Origin of the sequence: Blautia sp. AF14-40, from assembly GCF_003479665.1 — a bacterium.
Lineage (GTDB): Bacteria > Bacillota > Clostridia > Lachnospirales > Lachnospiraceae > Fusicatenibacter > Fusicatenibacter saccharivorans.
Window position 1 is genome coordinate 1 of sequence record NZ_QUHK01000036.1, and the last position, 18,587, is coordinate 18,587.

Annotated in this window: 15 protein-coding genes and 3 tRNA genes; 17 read left to right on the forward strand and 1 reads right to left on the reverse strand. The window is 46.5% G+C overall.

Annotated features, from left to right (window positions below):
- Positions 1-74 precede the first annotated feature (74 nt).
- The 9 genes from DWW13_RS16105 to trhA all read left to right on the forward strand — a co-directional run bounded on the left by DWW13_RS16105 (position 75) and on the right by trhA (position 6,306).
- Positions 75-148: transfer RNA gene (locus DWW13_RS16105), tRNA-Met, on the forward strand.
- A 6-nt stretch (positions 149-154) separates the two neighbouring features.
- Positions 155-227, forward strand: a tRNA-Phe gene (locus DWW13_RS16110).
- An 8-nt stretch (positions 228-235) separates the two neighbouring features.
- Positions 236-308, forward strand: a tRNA-Lys gene (locus DWW13_RS16115).
- A gap of 166 nt (positions 309-474) precedes the next feature.
- Positions 475-1,530 (forward strand): D-alanyl-D-alanine carboxypeptidase family protein, encoded by a 1,056-nt coding sequence (locus DWW13_RS16120; RefSeq protein WP_118595197.1) that lies wholly within the window; start codon positions 475-477, stop codon positions 1,528-1,530.
- Between the two features lie 320 nt (positions 1,531-1,850).
- Positions 1,851-2,804: a M23 family metallopeptidase gene (locus DWW13_RS16130; RefSeq protein ID WP_118720563.1), complete on the forward strand. Its 954-nt coding sequence runs from the start codon at positions 1,851-1,853 to the stop codon at positions 2,802-2,804.
- Between the two features lie 342 nt (positions 2,805-3,146).
- On the forward strand, positions 3,147-4,082 hold the full coding sequence (gene manA / locus DWW13_RS16135) for a mannose-6-phosphate isomerase, class I (protein ID WP_118720565.1): 936 nt from the start codon (positions 3,147-3,149) through the stop codon (positions 4,080-4,082).
- A gap of 17 nt (positions 4,083-4,099) precedes the next feature.
- Positions 4,100-4,975: an ROK family protein gene (locus DWW13_RS16140; protein WP_022461220.1), complete on the forward strand. Its 876-nt coding sequence runs from the start codon at positions 4,100-4,102 to the stop codon at positions 4,973-4,975.
- 172 nt (positions 4,976-5,147) lie between these two features.
- On the forward strand, positions 5,148-5,405 hold the full coding sequence (locus tag DWW13_RS16145; RefSeq protein WP_055220299.1) for a GIY-YIG nuclease family protein: 258 nt from the start codon (positions 5,148-5,150) through the stop codon (positions 5,403-5,405).
- Between the two features lie 226 nt (positions 5,406-5,631).
- Positions 5,632-6,306, forward strand: a complete 675-nt coding sequence (gene trhA / locus DWW13_RS16150) for a PAQR family membrane homeostasis protein TrhA (protein ID WP_118720567.1) — start codon at positions 5,632-5,634, stop codon at positions 6,304-6,306.
- A 134-nt stretch (positions 6,307-6,440) separates the two neighbouring features.
- On the opposite strand, the gene DWW13_RS16155 is transcribed toward trhA, so the two are convergent.
- Positions 6,441-7,352 (reverse strand): 30S ribosomal protein S1, encoded by a 912-nt coding sequence (locus tag DWW13_RS16155; RefSeq protein WP_118720569.1) that lies wholly within the window; start codon positions 7,350-7,352, stop codon positions 6,441-6,443.
- 380 nt (positions 7,353-7,732) lie between these two features.
- Here DWW13_RS16155 and DWW13_RS16160 point away from each other — a divergent pair, with 380 nt between their 5' ends.
- The 8 genes from DWW13_RS16160 to DWW13_RS16200 all read left to right on the forward strand — a co-directional run bounded on the left by DWW13_RS16160 (position 7,733) and on the right by DWW13_RS16200 (position 18,517).
- The gene (locus tag DWW13_RS16160; protein ID WP_117762172.1) at positions 7,733-9,388 is read left to right on the forward strand and encodes a putative manganese-dependent inorganic diphosphatase; all 1,656 of its coding nucleotides are present in this window, start codon (positions 7,733-7,735) and stop codon (positions 9,386-9,388) included.
- A 104-nt stretch (positions 9,389-9,492) separates the two neighbouring features.
- Complete coding sequence (locus DWW13_RS16165; protein WP_117510675.1) at positions 9,493-10,092, forward strand: flavin reductase family protein; 600 nt, start codon at positions 9,493-9,495, stop codon at positions 10,090-10,092.
- Positions 10,093-10,441: 349 nt separating this feature from the next.
- Entirely contained in the window at positions 10,442-11,776 is a 1,335-nt protein-coding gene (gene gdhA / locus DWW13_RS16170; RefSeq protein ID WP_055220308.1) for an NADP-specific glutamate dehydrogenase, read from the forward strand.
- A gap of 430 nt (positions 11,777-12,206) precedes the next feature.
- Complete coding sequence (locus tag DWW13_RS16175) at positions 12,207-12,560, forward strand: Hpt domain-containing protein (RefSeq protein ID WP_055220310.1); 354 nt, start codon at positions 12,207-12,209, stop codon at positions 12,558-12,560.
- 287 nt (positions 12,561-12,847) lie between these two features.
- Positions 12,848-14,293: a uracil-xanthine permease family protein gene (locus tag DWW13_RS16180; protein WP_117762173.1), complete on the forward strand. Its 1,446-nt coding sequence runs from the start codon at positions 12,848-12,850 to the stop codon at positions 14,291-14,293.
- 476 nt (positions 14,294-14,769) lie between these two features.
- The gene (locus DWW13_RS16190) at positions 14,770-16,614 is read left to right on the forward strand and encodes an extracellular solute-binding protein (RefSeq protein WP_118660232.1); all 1,845 of its coding nucleotides are present in this window, start codon (positions 14,770-14,772) and stop codon (positions 16,612-16,614) included.
- Positions 16,615-16,703: 89 nt separating this feature from the next.
- On the forward strand, positions 16,704-17,615 hold the full coding sequence (locus tag DWW13_RS16195; protein ID WP_238033680.1) for an ABC transporter permease: 912 nt from the start codon (positions 16,704-16,706) through the stop codon (positions 17,613-17,615).
- Positions 17,616-17,629: 14 nt separating this feature from the next.
- A complete protein-coding gene (locus tag DWW13_RS16200) occupies positions 17,630-18,517 on the forward strand; it encodes a carbohydrate ABC transporter permease (protein ID WP_117510684.1) in 888 nt (295 codons plus the stop codon).
- The last annotated feature ends 70 nt before the right edge of the window (positions 18,518-18,587 follow it).

Sequence of the window (18,587 nt, forward strand, 5' to 3'; positions counted from 1 at the left end):
TTGTAATCAGCAGGTTATCGGTTCGAGTCCGATCATCGGCTTTACTTGAGAAATCAAGTACAAAAATAGGATATCGCGGGATGGAGCAGTCTGGAAGCTCGTCGGGCTCATAACCCGAAGGTCGTAGGTTCAAATCCTACTCCCGCAATTTTATGCCTAGTTAGCTCAGTTGGTAGAGCAGAGGACTGAAAATCCTCGTGTCTCTGGTTCGATTCCGGAACTAGGCATATTTTACGGAGCATTAGCTCAGTCGGTAGAGCACTTGACTTTTAATCAAGTTGTCCGGGGTTCGAATCCCCGATGCTTCACTATGTGGAACCCTTTCGAGGGTTCTTTTTTTGTTCTACATATCCAAAATTGGTCCGGTGGACCAATTTTGATTATGTTTATCTTAAGGTTACGGCGAAAATCTTGCAAAAGAGCAGGAAATGTACTATGCTTTGAAAGAATAAAAAAGAACGGAGGAATCTGTTTATGGCACAAAAAAAGAAAAACAAAAGACGAAGACGCCAGTTTCAGCAGAAAGTGATTTTAAGTGTTCTGCTTGTTATCATTATCGGATTGATTGGCGTGCTTGGATATCAGATGCAGAAGAACGAGAAAAAACAGACGGATGGAAACGCAAGTGCATCCTCTTCGGTTTCGTCATCCTCTCTTGCTGGGGACAGTTCAGAGCCGATATCGGATTCCAGCCCGGAGGAGGAGATTACACCGACGCCTGAGCCGGTACAGCAGATTTCGTCAGATGGTCTGAACAGTCAGCATGCCCTGCTGGTGCGGGAAAGCGATCTGGCTGAGATGATGAATCTGGGCGGAGATGAGAGAATTTATCCGGCGTCGATGACAAAGATTATGACAGCGCTGCTTACCATTGAAAATCTTCCGGATCTGAACGAGACGATTACGGTTCCGGAGGACATCTTCGAGGAACTGACGGCACAGGATGCGTCGGTAGCGGGATTTAATCCGTACGAACAGCCGACGGTTCGTGATCTTCTCTATGGTGTGCTGCTTCCATCCGGCGCAGATGCCTGTGAGACATTGGCGAGAGCAGTCGGCGGATCGGAAGAAGGTTTTGTGGCCATGATGAACCAGAAAGCAGAAGAACTGGGGCTTACCAATACGCATTTTGAGAACTGCACGGGACTGCATAACGACAACCATTATTCTACCTGCCGTGATATTGCGGTGCTGATGAGCGAGTGTCTGAAGAGTGATACGTTTCGCGAGATCGTGACGAGGGAGGTTTACACAACGGAAGCTACCGCATCACACCCGGAGGGAATTACGCTGTATGACACGATGCTCCACCGGTTTACCAGCTATGAGATGAGTACGACACTGGAGAACGGGGCAGTCATTGAAGGCGGAAAGACCGGATTTACCGATGAGGCGGGTCAGTGCCTGGTCAGCTTTGCAGAATATGGAGGAGAAGAGTACATACTTGTTACGGCAGAGGCCATGACGGATTCGGGATCTGCGGTGGACAGCATCGCGGATGCGAGTACGGTGTATGGAAGATTACAGTAAATACAGGTGAAAGTGAGAGCTGGAAATGGGAGAAAATTCCCGGTTCCGGCTCTTTTTTTTACGTGAAGCAAGTCGAGAAAATAAGGTGTGGATAACATTGGGGATGTTTTGCACGGAATGCGCAGAAAAGAATTATGTTTTCCACAAAAGAAAGAAGCGCAGGGGAAAAATTGTGGATAACGGAAAGGAAAAATCCGGTTTTTGTGTATAGATCGCGCCGGATGGGAAATACTGCTTACTGTAGAAAAGCAGGAGGAGAGCGAGAAATCGAAAAACGCCTCTGAAATGCTTAAAAAGATATCAGCAGAGGTGGTAAGAACATGAAAAGAGACAAGTTGAGAATCGGCGTGATCACAGCGGCACTGGCAATGATGATTGCAGGCGGAGTGCTGACCTGGCAGCAGGATGCGAGAAACGGTAAGGCAGATCAGGCGAAACAGGGAGAGACGGCACAGCTTACAGAGGACGAAAGCACCGGAACTACAGAACAGCAGACGGAGGAGACGACGGGAGATGCAGACGGAACGCGTGCCGTACAGGATCAGGCAGATGATGTGGAAAACAGTCTGGAACAGGCGCCGGAAATGGAAGCGGCGTGTGAAGAAGAGGCGGTGGGAAATCCAGAAGCAGATGCAGAGACGGCTCAGAATACACCGGAAGAATTAGATGGGAATACAGAAAGACAGGACGCGCAGGCGGTAAACGGAACAGCGGCGGATCAGAACGGAGAAACAGGATCAGGAGAAACAGCGGCGAATGAAGAAACGAGTGCAGCATCCGGAACTGTGGATTCTGCAGAAAATCAGGAAACGGCAGTTGAGACAGCAGGGGCTGCACAGGATCTGATGTTCAGCGAAGCGACAATCATGGAACTGCCGGTTACTGGAACAGTTCTGATTCCGTATAACATGGAAAATACCGTTTATTTCCCGACACTGGATCTTTACCAGTGCAATCCAGGCGTTGTTTTCTCGGCGGCAGAAGGAACTCCGGTTCTGGCGGCAGCGGACGGAGAAGTTGTGAGTGTGGAAAATGATGCAAGAACCGGCCTCACCGTCACCATGAATCTTGGAAATGGATACGAAGCCATCTACGGACAGCTCACAGACGTTTCCCTCGAGGCAGGCCAGAAAGTTCAGAAAGCAGCACGGATCGGAGCAGTTGCAGCACCGACGAAATATTATGTAAAAGAGGGAAGCAATCTTTTCTTTGAGATGAAAAAAGACGGAAAAGCCATTGATCCTATGGTATATCTCCCGGCAATTTCGGAATAAAAAAGAGGACCTGCACGAAATGGGATGCGGGAAAGTATTATAAAGTGTAGGATTCGCAATCGAATCTTTTTTACAGGTTTTGAATACAAAAAAGGCGGCGCAGACCGCGGATGGTAAAATACCGTTTTTCGATTGCTTTTTATAAAAAAGGCTGGCTGAAAACAGTCAGCTTTACATATAACAAACAGGATTGTTTTGATATAGAAAAAGGGTGGAATAAAAGGAAAGTAACCGGTTACAGAAAATGTGAAAGTTTGTCATTTTAGGGGTTTCGTTTTTGAATGTTATCGGTTAAAATAGATGTAGTGGACAGATCCTGAAAACAAGGAGGATTAGAAAAATATGGAGCTTTTATTTATGGACCCGGTGTTCAAAGAAGCAATCTGGGGTGGAACAAAGTTAAGAGACGTATTTGATTACGAAATTCCGAGCGATACAACCGGCGAGTGCTGGGCGATCAGCGGACATGCCAACGGAATGAGCCGTGTGGCAGGCGGAAGATTTGATGGAAAAACATTAGGTGAGCTCTGGAACAAGGAGCCGGAAATTTTCGGAAATTACCCGGGAAGCCAGGTTCCGCTGCTGATCAAGATCATTGATGCAAAAAATGATCTGAGCATCCAGGTTCATCCAGATGATGCTTATGCAGGAGAGCATGAGAATGGATCTCTTGGAAAGACCGAGTGCTGGTACGTGCTGGACTGCGAACCGGGTACAGAAATTGTTATCGGACACAATGCAAAAGACAAGGCAGAAGTGGAGAAAATGATCCGCAATCATGAGTGGAGCGATTTCATCCGCAAAGTGCCGGTACATAAGGGAGATTTCTTCCAGATCAATCCGGGATGCGTACATGCCATCAAAGGCGGCACACTGATTCTGGAGACACAGCAGAGCAGCGATATCACCTATCGTGTATACGATTATGACAGACTGCAGAACGGCAAACCGAGACAACTTCATGTAGAGCAGAGTATCGATGTTATCGAGGCTCCGTTTAAAACGGCAGATATCGATACCTTTACAGAGGAAATCCCGGGCGCGGTACATACCCATTTTGTAACATGCAAGTTCTACTCTGTAGATAAATACGACATCGACGGTGTATTCACCTTAGATGCGAAAAAATATTATACTAATGTAAGCGTTATTGCCGGAGAGGGTACTGTAAACGGTATTACGGTGAAAAAAGGTACACACTTTATTATTCCGGCTAATTTTAACGGATGCAGATTTGAAGGAAAACTTTCCGTGATCTGCTCAAATCCAGAGGCGTAAGAGAGGAGAAAAACACAATGAGACTTGGAGCATTAGAAGCAGGCGGAACAAAGATGGTCTGCGCAATTGGAAACGCAAATGGAGAAATTTATGAGAGAATTTCTATCCCGACCGAGACACCGGAAATTACCGTTCCGAAAATGATTGAGTATTTCAAAGAGAAGGACATTCAGGCACTGGGAATCGGTTGCTTTGGACCGATCGACCTGAACAGAAAATCCGAAACATATGGTTACATTACCACAACTCCCAAATTAGCATGGAAGAACTACAACATCGTAGGCGCTTTCGCAGATGCACTGGACATCCCGGTTGGATTTGATACCGATGTAAACGGTTCTGCACTGGGTGAGGCTACCTGGGGAATCACAAAAGGTCTGGACAACAGCATTTACATCACCATCGGAACGGGCGTTGGAATGGGAATTATTTCCAATGGCAAGCTGTTGCACGGCATGCTTCATCCGGAAGGCGGACACGTTCTGCTGACCAGACATCCGAAAGATACTTACGGCGGAAAATGCCCGTATCACAGCAACTGCCTGGAAGGCCTTGCTGCAGGTCCTGCCATTGAAGCACGCTGGGGCAAAAAAGGTATTGAGCTGGCAGACAAAAAAGAGGTATGGGAGCTTGAGGCTTACTATATCGGACAGGCACTTGTAGACTGCATCATGCTGCTCTCCCCGCAGAGAATCGTTTTGGGCGGAGGCGTTATGCATCAGGAGCATATGATGCCGCTCGTAAGAGAAGAAGTAAAGAAACAGCTGAACGGATATCTTGTAACAAAAGAACTTGAGGATCTCGACAGCTACATTGTACTTCCAAGCCTGAACGACAATCAGGGTATCATGGGCGCATTGAAACTGGCGGTAGATGAGCTGGCAATGCAGTAAAAATAAAAATGAGAAAACCGTTCGGAGAAATCCGGACGGTTTTTTGCTTACAGGAAACTTCGTTGAATTTTCCTGCGAAGCAGGACTCTTTCTTATTTTTTTAATTGCGCCTAAAAGAACCGAGTGTTAAAGTTACATAGAATACAGATGAACAGAAGGAACGGAATTTGAAATGGAACAGGGGAATTTTACATATATTCTGGAATGCAGCGATGGATCTTTTTATACAGGCTGGACCAATAATTTGGAACGCAGAGTAAAGGCACACAATGCTGGAAAAGGAGCGAAATATACAAAGAGCCGCAAACCGGTAAAACTGGTGTATTTTGAAACCTTTTTAACAAAACAGGAGGCTATGCGGAGAGAATGGGAAATTAAGCAGCTTTCGCGGGTAGAAAAATGGAAGCTGATTCAAGCGAAGAAGCAATAAAAATACAAAAACAGACGGCTCAAACAGGCACAACGGTATGCGTAAGCGAGCAGTCTGTTTTTTTGTGTCAAAGCAGGTCGAACATTTTCAAAAGAAAATAGATATTTTGACTTGAAAAATAATTTTATCCTGCTATAATAAAAGAAACAATGATAAGTAGTAATGAAAACTACATGAAGTAGTAATTGAAATACACAGCGTTTCTGACAGGAAAGGAGTGAGTAGAATGAAGTATATCAGAAAAAATGGAATCAAGGATCCTGGCAGTGCGATTACACATGGGATTGCGCTGATCCTAGCGGTGGTGGGAACGCTGCCGTTGCTTTTGAAGGCGGCGCGGGAGCCGGATCATCTGCATGTGGTCGCAATGGCAGTGTTTATGCTGAGTATGATTTTGCTGTATCTGGCGAGCACCGTGTATCACACGTTTGATGTAAACGGGAAGGTGAACCGTCGACTGAAAAAGTTTGATCATATGATGATTTCAGTGCTGATTGCGGGAAGCTACACACCGATCTGCCTGATTGCACTGCATGGACGGACGGGAATTGCACTCTGTGCACTGGTGTGGGCGGCAGCGATTGGCGGGATTCTCGTCAAGGCATTCTGGATCAACTGTCCGAAGTGGTTTTCTTCGGTGCTGTATATCGCAATGGGCTGGCTGTGCGTTCTGGCGTTTCATCCGCTGTTTCTGGCCCTCTCGCGGCCGGCGTTTGGATGGCTGCTGGCCGGCGGAATTATTTATACAGTCGGCGGGGTGATTTACTCCTTAAAAATGCCGGTGTTTAATGCAAAACATAAAAAGTTCGGAACACATGAAATTTTCCATCTGTTTGTGATGGGTGGAAGCTTCTGTCATTTTATTGTGATGTACTATTTTGTGGCGGCGATGCCGGTATAAAATAACAGTGGCGGCTGTACCGGGAAAGAAAAATCCGGTACAGCCGCTGCTTTATGTTTACGTGTCATGGGGGTAAAATCTGTGATGCTGCAAAACCCCTGGAAAATGCTGTTATAACAACGTGAACAGTCACTTTAGTTCAGTTTAATATTTTTAAACAGCGATTCCAGTGTCGTTGTCACTTCCTCTGTCTCCGGGAGTTCGATGGTTTCTTCCTGAATTTCTTCGGCGGCAACGTCGTCGAGTGCCTTCATGGAGAGACTGAGTTTGCCGTCTTTGATGGCAATGACTTTTACTTTGACTTTATCGCCGACTGCCAGAATTGCGGATGGATGTTTGATTCGTTTGGCGCAGATCTGGGAGATGTGGACGAGGCCGGAGAGGCCGTTTCCGAGGCTGATGAAGGCGCCGTATGGCTGCAGGCTCTCAACGGTTCCTTCGGTGACGAGGCCGACTTCTACGTTGGAGATTTTCTCTTTGCGCTCTTCGTCTGCTTTCTCGCGGAGAATTTCGCGGGCGGAGAGGATCAGGCGGTCTTTTTCTTTGTCGAGGTCAAAAACCTGTACCTGAATGTCTTTGTTTAAGTATTCATTCAGATCTTCCACGTAGTTCAGGGAGAGTTTGGAAGCCGGGATGAAGCCGCGGATTCCTTCGACGTAAGCGATAACACCGGCGTTTACGATTCCTTTGACTTTTACATCCAGTACGGTTTTCTCTTCTTTGTACTGTGCGAGTTTTTCCCATGCGAGGATATCGTTTGCCTCTGCGCGGGAGAGAAGAATGTTGCCGTGGCCGTCGTCTTTGCGGATCACGGTTGCGGTGATTTCGTCACCGACCTGAACAGCGTCTTTTAAGGAGAAGCCAGGCTCGTTGCTGAAGTCCTCGGCGCGGATGACGCCCTCTGCGTAGTATTTCAGATCGAGAATCACCTCTTTTTCATCTACGGAGATGACGGTTCCGGTGAGCATGTCGCCTTCCTCAATTTTTTTGAAGGAAGCTTCCAGCTCTGCGGAGAAGTCATCCATGGTTAATTGTTCTTCTGACATAATGAAACACCCCTTTTTCGTAAGAATAACAGGAAAACGAGAGGAAAATTGTGGATTTATGAAAAAATCGGGTTCAATTTTGCACGTTTTTCTATCTGCGTTTATCTTAACATAAAAGATTTTCTTTGACCAGATGAAAAAAGGATGGTAATATGTGTGTAGTCGTTACCAAAATTACTGAGACGCGCACTTGCTGCGCGGCTGCAGGAGAAAGTGATTCAGGTGGCCGCCCGGAACTTCGCGGAGCGAATTTGCATGTGCAGGGCGGCGGTTACTGGTCACGAAGTGAGCAGTAACTGTAGTCGTTACAAAAAAAGAAGTAAAACTACCGGGACGAACTTACTGTATACCACAAACATACAGAAGGGAGGAGTACTATTATGAAATCAAATTCAAGAGTTTATGTAATTGGACATAAAAATCCGGATACGGATTCCATTTGTTCGGCGATTGCCTATGCGGATATCAAGAACAGGACAGATAAAACCAAAACCTACATGGCGCGGCGTGCCGGTCAGATCAATGAGGAGACCGAGTATGTACTGAAGCGTTTTGGCGTGCGCGCACCGGGGTATCTGCCGAATGCGGGAACGCAGGTAAAGGAAATTGAAATCCATGAGGTGCCGAGCGTACCGGGCACGATTTCCGTGAAGAAAGCGTATTCCATGATGAAAAACAACAACGTGGTCACACTGCCGATTACTTCGCCGGACAATGATCTGCAGGGCGTGATTACGGTCAGTGATATCGCAGAATCCTATATGGATTCTTATGACAGCCATGTCATGTCACTGGCAAGGACGCAATACCGCAGTATCGCGGATACGTTGGATGGTTCGGTTATTGTCGGAAATGAACATGGTTATTTTATCCGCGGAAAAGTCGTTGTCGGCGCATTCCATCCGGATACGATGGAGAACTACATCGAAAAAGATGACCTTGTCATTCTCGGAAACCGTGCGGAGGACCAGCTCTGTGCAATCGAGATGGATGCAAGCTGCATTATCGTCGGACTTGGCGCAAAGGTGACGAAAACGATTCAGAAATTTGCAGAGGAAAAATGCTGTGTGATCATCAGCAGTCCGCATGACACGTATACGATTGCGCGTCTGATTAACCAGAGTATTCCGGTCAAATATCTGATGCGCAGAAGCAATCTGATCACGTTCAACACCGAAGATTTCCTCGATGATATCAAAGAAGTTATGAAAAATCAGAGACACCGCGATTTCCCGATTCTGAACAAGAAAGGAAAATATGTGGGAACGATTTCCCGTCGGAACCTGATCGGAAATGCAGGAAAGAAACTGATTCTCGTCGATCACAATGAGGAATCACAGGCGGTCGATAACGTCAAAGAGGCGGAGATTCTCGAGATCATCGACCATCATCGTCTGGGATCACTTGAGACGATGGCGCCGGTTATGTTCCGCAATGAGCCGGTGGGCTGCACGGGAACGATTATGTATGAAATTTATAAGGAAAAAGAGCTGGAGATCGCGCCGAACATCGCAGGACTGCTCTGCGCAGCCATCATTTCCGATACGCTGATGTTCCGGTCGCCGACGTGTACGTTTCTTGACAAAGCGGCAGCAGAGGCACTGGCGGACATTGCAGGCATCAGCATTCCGGAGTTTGCATCCGAAATGTTCCGTGCAGGAAGCAACCTGAAAGATAAATCACCGGAAGAAATTTTCTACCAGGATTTCAAAAAATTCATCATGGGCGATGTTACGTTTGGTGTCGGCCAGATTACATCCCTCGATGCGGGCGAACTGGAATCCATCAAGGAACAGCTTCTGCCGCAGATGGAAAGCGAGTGCGGAAAACACGGCATCGAGATGGTATTCTTTATGCTGACCAATATTATAGAAGAATCTACAGAGCTTCTGTATTATGGAAGCGGGGCAAAGGAAGTCATCGAAAAAGCTTTTGAAGATCTTCCGGTCAACGAGGTCAGCTGCGAGCTGAAGGGTGTTGTATCGAGAAAGAAACAGCTGATTCCGGCATTTATGATGGCGCTGCAGAATCAGTAAAAACAGAAAAAATAAAAAAGCGTGGTTCCGGGCCTGAAAACAGATCCGGGGCACGCTTTTTTCGGTCATAAAAGAGTGAAAAAGAGGAAAGGAAAGAAATAAGAATGGGAAAACAGACATGGAAAGCGGGAAATATGCTGTATCCGCTGCCGGCGGTCATGGTGTCGGTGCGCGGAAAGAACGGGGAGGACAACATCATCACCGTTGCCTGGGCCGGCACGGTGTGTACGAATCCTCCGATGGTATCGATCTCGGTGCGGCCGGAACGCTACAGCTATCAGATGATCAAAGAGAGCGGTGCGTTCGTCATCAACCTGACGACGGAGGACCTCTGCTATGCGACCGACTACTGCGGCGTGCGCTCGGGAAGAGATGTGGATAAGTTCAAAGAGATGAAACTGACGAAAGTCGAGGCGGAGGAGATTTCCGCACCGATGATCGGGGAGTCGCCGGTTAATATCGAGTGTAAAGTGGAGCAGGTGCTCGAACTGGGCTCGCATCACATGTTTCTTGCAAAAGTTGTGGCTGTCCATGCGGATGAGGCATACATGGATGAGCGCGGCCGCTTCGATCTGAACCGCGCGAAACCGATTGTGTATTCCCACGGAGAGTACTTTGGAATCGGGAAAAAGCAGGGAACCTTTGGCTGGAGCGTGAAGAAAAAATCGAAAACACCTAATATAAAAACAAAAAACCGCAGCTAATCTTTATTTTCTAAAGAATCAGCACGCGAAATTTTATAGTACTTTCGGTAAAAATATACAAAATCGACAAAAATACTGGGTAAATATTAGAAAACGCTACAAAATCATGATTTATTAGGAATTTTTTGCGTGAAATATTGCAAAAACCGGATATTTTATGCTATAATATCAACCAATCGTTGACCTTATAAAATTAAGTGTTCCGGAGGACGGGAGAATCCACCGGAGACGCGAGAGAGTGCGGAAATGATTTTCTCCACGCTTTAAGGCTGATGAGAACCGCAGATGGATCTTTTAAAGAAATCTTTCTGCACTACATTAAGGGAGAAATTTCAAGGAGGAAACTAACATGTCATACGTAGATGAGGTTATTGAGTCCGTAGTTGCAAAAAACCCAGCTGAGCCGGAATTCCATCAGGCAGTCAAAGAGGTTCTGGAATCTCTTCGCCCTGTTATTGAAGCAAACGAGGAAAAATACAGAAAAGTCGCTCTTCTGGAGAGAATGGTAGAGCCAGAGCGTCAGATCAAATTCCGTGTGCCGTGGGTAGACGATAAAGGACAGGCTCATGTAAACACCGGATATCGTGTACAGTTTAACAGTGCAATCGGACCTTACAAAGGAGGAATCCGTCTGCATCCTTCTGTAAATATTGGTATTATCAAATTCCTGGGATTCGAGCAGGTATTCAAAAACTCACTGACCAGCCTTCCGATCGGCGGAGGTAAAGGTGGTTCTGACTTCGATCCGAAAGGAAAATCTGACAGAGAGATCATGGCATTCTGCCAGAGCTTTATGACAGAGCTTTGCAAATATATCGGCGCAGACACCGACGTACCGGCTGGTGACATCGGAACAGGCGCAAGAGAGATCGGCTTCATGTTCGGACAGTACAAGAGAATCCGCGGCGTATACGAAGGCGTTCTGACTGGTAAAGGTTTAAGCTACGGCGGATCTTTAGCAAGAACAGAGGCTACCGGATACGGACTGCTGTACCTGACCCAGGAGCTGCTGAAACTGAACGGCATCGACATCGCAGGCAAGACCGCTTGTGTATCCGGTTCCGGAAACGTTGCAATCTATGCAATCGAGAAAGCTACTCAGCTTGGTGTGAAAGTTCTCACCTGCTCTGACTCCAACGGATGGGTTTACGATCCAGACGGAATCGATGTAGCTGCATTAAAAGAGATCAAAGAAGTAAATCGTGCCCGTCTGACCGAGTACAAGAAATATCGTCCAAACTCTGAGTACCACGAAGGACGCGGCGTATGGGTTGTAAAAGCAGACCTTGCTCTTCCTTGCGCAACTCAGAACGAGCTGCTGCTTGAGGATGCAAAAGCACTTGTTGAGAACGGATGCACTGCAGTATGCGAGGGCGCTAACATGCCTACTACTCTGGAAGCAACCAAATATCTGCAGGAGCACGGCGTAATCTTCGCACCTGGAAAAGCTGCAAATGCAGGTGGTGTTGCAACATCCGCACTCGAGATGTCCCAGAACTCCGAGCGTCTGTCCTGGACCTTCGATGAAGTTGATGCAAAACTGAAAAATATCATGATCAACATCACACACAACATGGTTGATGCTGCAAAACGTTACGGCCATGAGGGCGACTATGTTATGGGCGCTAACATCGCAGGCTTTGAGAAAGTAGCTGACGCTATGATGGCTCAGGGAATCTGCTAATCTGATTTTGAGAAATCCAAAGGGATCTCCGGTTAAGACCGGGGGTCCCTTTTTGCATAAAAGATAGAAGAAACACAGAAAAATAACGAAAATTACAGTGTACAAAAAACATTACATTTTGCAACGAGACTAGACAGAAGAAATAGACTTTCACGCGGTACCGTGTGAATAAAACGACAGAATATGCGAGTAAGTTGTATTATTATGCATGAATGCAATATACAGGTAAGATAAAAACGTAAGAAAAACGTAAGAAAAAAGATGTTTTATGTTCAGAAATAGAGCGTATAGTAAACAAAAATAATGCAAAAATAATGAAAAGCAGAAGTTGACAAGAGCTTGCGTGAGAAATATAATTATTTATGTATTGATAAAGAACTTGTTTGCATTAATATGTAATGAATTTGCATACAGGGAAGAGGAAGAGAAGATGACATTAAAAGATTGCTACATGCAGATGGGAGCAGATTACGAGGAAACCGTTCAGCGGCTTCGCAGTGAATCTCTAATTCAGCGGATCATTTTAAAATTTCCGCAGGATCCGAGCTATCAGGAGCTTTGCCAGGCACTGGCGGACGGAAATATTGAGGTTGCATTCCGTGCAGCTCATACATTAAAAGGCGTGTGCCAGAATCTTGGTTTTAAAAATCTGTACGAGCCAAGCGCCGAGCTGACCGAGCGGTTAAGACCGCTGCAGGAGACCGAGACGGATGATCTGATGCAGAAGGTGACGGAAGAATATAACCGCACCGTAAAAGCGATTGAGGATTTCCAGAACGCTTAAATTGAAGGAAGAAAACAAGGAGGCATTGATCTGTGAGATGAGGAACACAGACCGGTGTCTCCTTTTTATGGAATTCTGTACAAGATGCGGGTTGACGGGAAAAAAGAAACATGATAATCTTTTTACATAAAAGCACAGCTTATGAAGAAGACTTGTTTAAAAAGAAAAACTTATAAGTATCTATAAGAAAAAACAAGGACGCTTTGCCGGAAAAATTCCGGCTGTGCAGGGCATATTCCATACCGAAAGGCAAGGCAGCCCAAATCTACAAAAGCAGGAGAAAAGCAATGAAAAAAGAAAAAAGTTCAGCTATGGGAACCCCGTACACCTTTGAAGGACGGATTCCGCTGAAGCAGGCGATTCCGCTTGGATTGCAGCATGTAATGGCGATGTTCGTAGGAAACCTCACCCCGCTTCTGATCATCATGGGAGCGTGCGGTCTGACGGCGGATGCGGGCTACGGTGCACTTCGTACGGCTCTTTTGCAGAATGCAATGACAGTAGCCGGTATTGTAACACTGGTACAGATGTTTTCGATTGGACCGATCGGCGGTAAAGTGCCGATTGTTATGGGTACATCTTCTGGATTCCTCGGCGTATTCAAGAGCGTGACAGCCGTGCTGGGACAGGGCGCGCTGACGTACGGCGCTATCCTTGGTGCGACAATTGTCGGCGGTCTGTTTGAGGGCGTGCTTGGCGTCTGTTTAAAGCCGCTTCGTAAATTTTTCCCGTCGGTTGTTACCGGCTGCGTCGTTATGGCGATCGGTCTTTCGCTGATTCCGGTTGGAATCAATTATCTCTGCGGCGGTTCCGGAACGAACGATTACGGTTCCATACAGAACCTGTTCCTTGGCATGGTCGTTCTGATTGTAACGCTGGCACTGAAGCACTTTACAAATCCGAAGGGAATCTTAAGTACGGCTTCAATTCTGATCGGTATTTTAGTCGGCTACGTGGTAGCTATTATTATGACCATGGTTCTGCCGCATACCGGAACGGCGGTTCTTGAGGATGGAAGCACTGTTTCCTATACATATTCCTGGGTTGTCAATTTCCAGCAGGTAAAAGATGCGTCCTGGTTCGCGCTCCCTGGTATTGCAGGCTTTGGAAAACTGGCTGAGGTAAAACCAGTCTTCCGTGTGGAGGCAATTCTCCCGGTAGCGATCATGTTCATCGTAACAACCGTTGAGACGGTCGGCGATATCTGCGCCTGCGTAGAGAGCGGTATGGACCGCGAGGCAACCGATTCTGAGCTTTCCGGCGGTATCATCTGCGACGGTCTCGGATCCAGCTTTGCAGCAGCACTTGGCGTTCTCCCGAATACTTCTTTTGCACAGAACGTCGGCATTATTTCGATGACAAAAATCGTAAACCGTATGGCACTTTCCTGCGGAGCCATTTTCCTGATCCTCTGCGGACTCTGCCCGAAGATTGCAGCATTTGTATCCATTATGCCGCAGTCCGTACTCGGCGGTGCAGCCGTTATGATGTTTGCGTCAATTCTGGTTTCCGGTATCCAGCTCATCACAAAAGAGCCGATTACGAGCCGTGAGATCACGATCGTTTCTGTTGCACTGGGTCTTGGCTACGGCCTTGGTTCCACAGCGGGAGCAACTTCTGAGCTTCCTTATTATATCCAGCTGATTTTCGGCGGCTCCGGTATTGTTCCGGCAGCTGTTGCGGCGATTGTACTGAATATTATTATTCCAAAAGAGAAGAAAAAAGCAGAATAAAGAACAAAAAAAGAAAAAGAACCTCTTATGTTTCCGGAAAGAAGTATTCCCGGGGAGAGATAAGAGGTTCTTTTTTATTGTGTTGCCCGGCATTCGGAGGGAACTGCCGGTAGAAGGCTCTGCAGGTAAAATGTCTGAAAATACGAGGAATATACAAAATGACGGAAAAAGCACAAAAAATCCGTCAATAGATAAAAGAATAACGAAAAAGAAAAAGTCAAGATTGACTATAAATTTTAAAATAGTGTACAAAATCGACAATATGAATTAAAAAAACGAAATAAATTGTGAAAAATACATAAAAAATGCTTGTCAAAACGGGTGGAGAAGAGGTATAATCATTGCATAAAAAGTGTGACGAAAATGTGAAAGTTTTAGGCAAAACGTATGATTAAAAACAATGGATTCTTCGTAAGCCTGGACAAAAGCAACAACGGAGCACGCAAAAAGAACGTAAATCACAAGGAGGACACCAAATGAAAAAGAAAGTAATTTCTGCATTACTGGCAAGCACCATGATCGTAAGCCTGGTAGCATGTGGCAGCACTGGAGGAGACAGTTCTGACGCAAACAGCAAGAGCAGCGGCACAACAGCATCAAGTACGGCAGGCGGCGATGAAGCAAAGGATACCTCATCGGACAGCGGCTCCGGCGATGCAGCAGGTTCTGGTGACTGGGTTGCAGCAGCTGATGAAGCAGACGATGCAGTACCGGGTGAAAATGACGATCGTGCGTTTGCAAAATTTGATCATGTCGTAGAAGTACATTATGGATATCAGATCGACCCGAAGGATACCACACTTCCGGACGGCGATTCCGTAGATAACAACCAGTACACCAGATACCTTCTGGATAACTACAACATCAAAGTTGTCTGCGACTGGACTGCAGGTAATGCATCTGACTTCCAGCAGAAAGTATCTCTGGCAATCGCATCTGCTTCCCTTCCGGATGCAGTCGTTGCACCAACCCGTAACTACCTGGTACAGGCAGCAAGAGCAGATCTTCTTGCAGACCTCTGGCCGGAGTTCAACCAGTACGCATCCAAACAGGTAAAAGAAATCATCGAGACTACCGAAGGACGTGCGATCAACAATGCAACCGTAGACGGAACCTTCTGTGCACTGCCAAACATATCGGTAGATACCGATGGTGTTTACCTGTACTTTATCCGTCAGGACTGGCTGGATCAGTTAGGACTGGAAGTTCCGAAGACCGTAGATGAACTCGGCGAAGTAGCTCAGAAATTTAAAGACGCAGGTCTCAGCCCGGATTATGCAATCGCAGGTATTGATAACGGCGGAAGAACCTACTCCAACTTCCTGAACTCCTCCAACAACGGATACGGTTTCGATGCTGTATATCAGGCATTCAATGCAACACCGGGATATTTTCTGAAAGATGATTCCGGCGAACTGTACTGGGGAACTACAACAGATGAAATGAAAGAAGCCCTTACCACCTTACATGACTGGTATGAAAAAGGCCTCATCAACCCGGAGGTTGGAACCACAACCAACGGCGACAATGCAAACAATGTTAAGAACGGAACCTGCGGTATCTTCATGGGACCATGGTGGAGCCTTGGATACGGAAACCCGGATTCCTTCCGTAACGATAACAATGCAAACTGGCAGGCATATCCGCTGTACACCAAAGACGGTGAGTGGAATATTCATATGAAAGACGTTGGAACCACTTATACTATGGTAAACAAAAACGCATCGGATGATGTGAAGAAAGCCATTGTTATCATGAACAACGTACTCGTTCGTGATGAGTCTACCTTCGATACTTCTGTAGCAATCGGCTGGTATCCGCTGCGTAACTGTATGGCAGCTACCGATGAGTGCGAGTATGAGTATGATGCACTGATGGGAATCATCAAAGGCGAAGCAAGCGCAGATGATTATCAGCAGGGCGGAAGCAAATTCAACGGTCTGTACAAGAACCTGGCAAACGATGCCGCAACTCTGAAAGACGTTATCTCTGAGGACTATGACGGATCCAGAGATCTGGCAGTAACCGATATGGATGTCAACACCAACAACGGACAGTTCAACAGATTCTATGCACTGCTGATTGGTGATCGTCCATACGCAACACTTGAGCCGGATCACAAGATCTATTCTGAACTGTACTACACCATCGACGGAATGGATACCTACTGGACCCAGATTTCTGACCTGGAAGACAAGAGTATCCTTCAGTTCATCACTGGTGCGAAGAGCCTTGACGAGTGGGATCAGTTCTGCACCGACTGGCATGTACAGGGTGGTGATCAGATCCTTGAGCTGGTAAAAGATTACCTGGCTGAGTAACTAATGTAAATGTATGATGTGGAGGGTGGGGTACAGGAAAGCCTGTACCCCACTACTTTAAAAAAATGACATCAAAGGAGGAGCTTGCCGTGAAGAAGAAAAAAGGCCATCTCGGGCTGTCAAATTCCTTTCACTATACGTTAATGGTTCTGCCGGGTTATATCTGGCTGTTTATGTTTTCTATCGTTCCGATGGTTGGTATTGTAATGGCATTCCAGGATTACAATCCGAGCAAAGGATGGTTCGGCTCTCCGTGGGTAGGTTTGAAATGGTTTAAATACCTGACCGTTATCCCGGATGCAAAACGGGCACTTGTCAATACTCTGATTATTGCAATCGCAAAGGTTATCCTGAATATCATCATTCCGCTGGTGTTCGCACTGCTGCTGAATGAGGTAAAGAATATGAAGTTCAAAAAGACGGTTCAGACGATCGTATATCTGCCGCACTTCGTATCCTGGGTTATCCTTGCAAACATCATCACCAATATCCTTGGCGCAAACGGAATTTTCAACACGGTCCGCAGCGCAATGGGTGCAACGGATACCGTTCTTCCGATGACCATGCCTGGCATCTTCCGTCAGTTACTGATCGGAACTGATGTATGGAAAGAGTTCGGTTACAACGCAGTTATTTATCTTGCAGCGCTGACCGGCATCAGCCCGAGCCTTTACGAGGCAGCTGCAATCGACGGCGCAAGCCGCTGGAAACGTGTATGGCACATCACCATCCCGGGACTGGTTCCGACCATCGTTCTTCTGACCACACTGGCAATGGGCAACGTTCTGAATGCAGGTTTCGACCAGGTATTCAACATGTACAACCAGCTGGTTATTGAAACTGGTGATATCATCGATACATACGTATACCGTATTGGTATTACAAACATGCAGTTCTCGCTGGCTACTGCAGCAGGTCTCTTTAAATCTGTTGTCAGCTTCGTGCTGGTTGTTACTTCTTATGTTTGTGCTTACAAGTTTGCTGATTACAAGATTTTCTAAGGAGGGCAGAAATTATGATAGAAAGCAAGAGTTTTGGCAGCAAAGCGTTTAAAGTCATAAATGCTATCATCCTGATTCTCCTGGCATTCAGCTGTTTTTATCCGTTATGGTATACGTTCTGCGTATCTATTTCTTCAAAAGCAGCCGCTGAGGGCGGTCTTGTAACGATTTACCCGATCGGATCAAACGTAAAATCCTACAGCCTGATTATGGGTGATTCCGCATTCTGGAATTCCTTCTGGATTTCCATCAAGCGAGTTGTGATTGGAACCATATGGACCATGGTTGTCCTGATTATGATGTCCTATCCGCTGGCAAAGAGCAAAACAGAGTACAAACCGAGAAACGTCCTGATGTGGATCCTGGTATTCTGTATGCTGTTCAATGGTGGTACCATTCCGTGGTTCATCACCGTTAAAAATTATGGTATGATCGATACGATGGCAGCACTGGTTCTGGCTGGTTCTGTTCCGGTATTCAACGTACTCCTGATGATGAACTTCTTCCGCGGCATCCCGGGAGACCTCGAGGAGGCAGCCCGTGTAGATGGCGCCGGCCCGTGGCGTATCCTGTGGCAGATTGTAGTTCCGTGTTCCAAACCGGTTATCGCAACCATCGTCCTGTTTACATCCGTTGGTTACTGGAACGAGTATTTCCAGGGCCTGGTATTAATGAACAAAGAGACGAACTATCCGTTACAGACCTACATCCGTCAGATCTCCGTTCAGATCCCGGTAGGCGTAACCCTGACTGCAGAGCAGTATCAGCAGTTAGCACAGAACTCCAACAAATCACTGGAGGCAGCAAAGGTATTTATCGCCCTTGTTCCTATGCTGATTGTATATCCGTTCCTGCAGAAATACTTCGTAACCGGTATTACACTGGGAGCAGTAAAAGAATAATGAAATACACGAAAAGAGGCTTTCTGAAGAGTGAACCGCTCCCCGTCAAGTAGACAATTGAAAAAATATA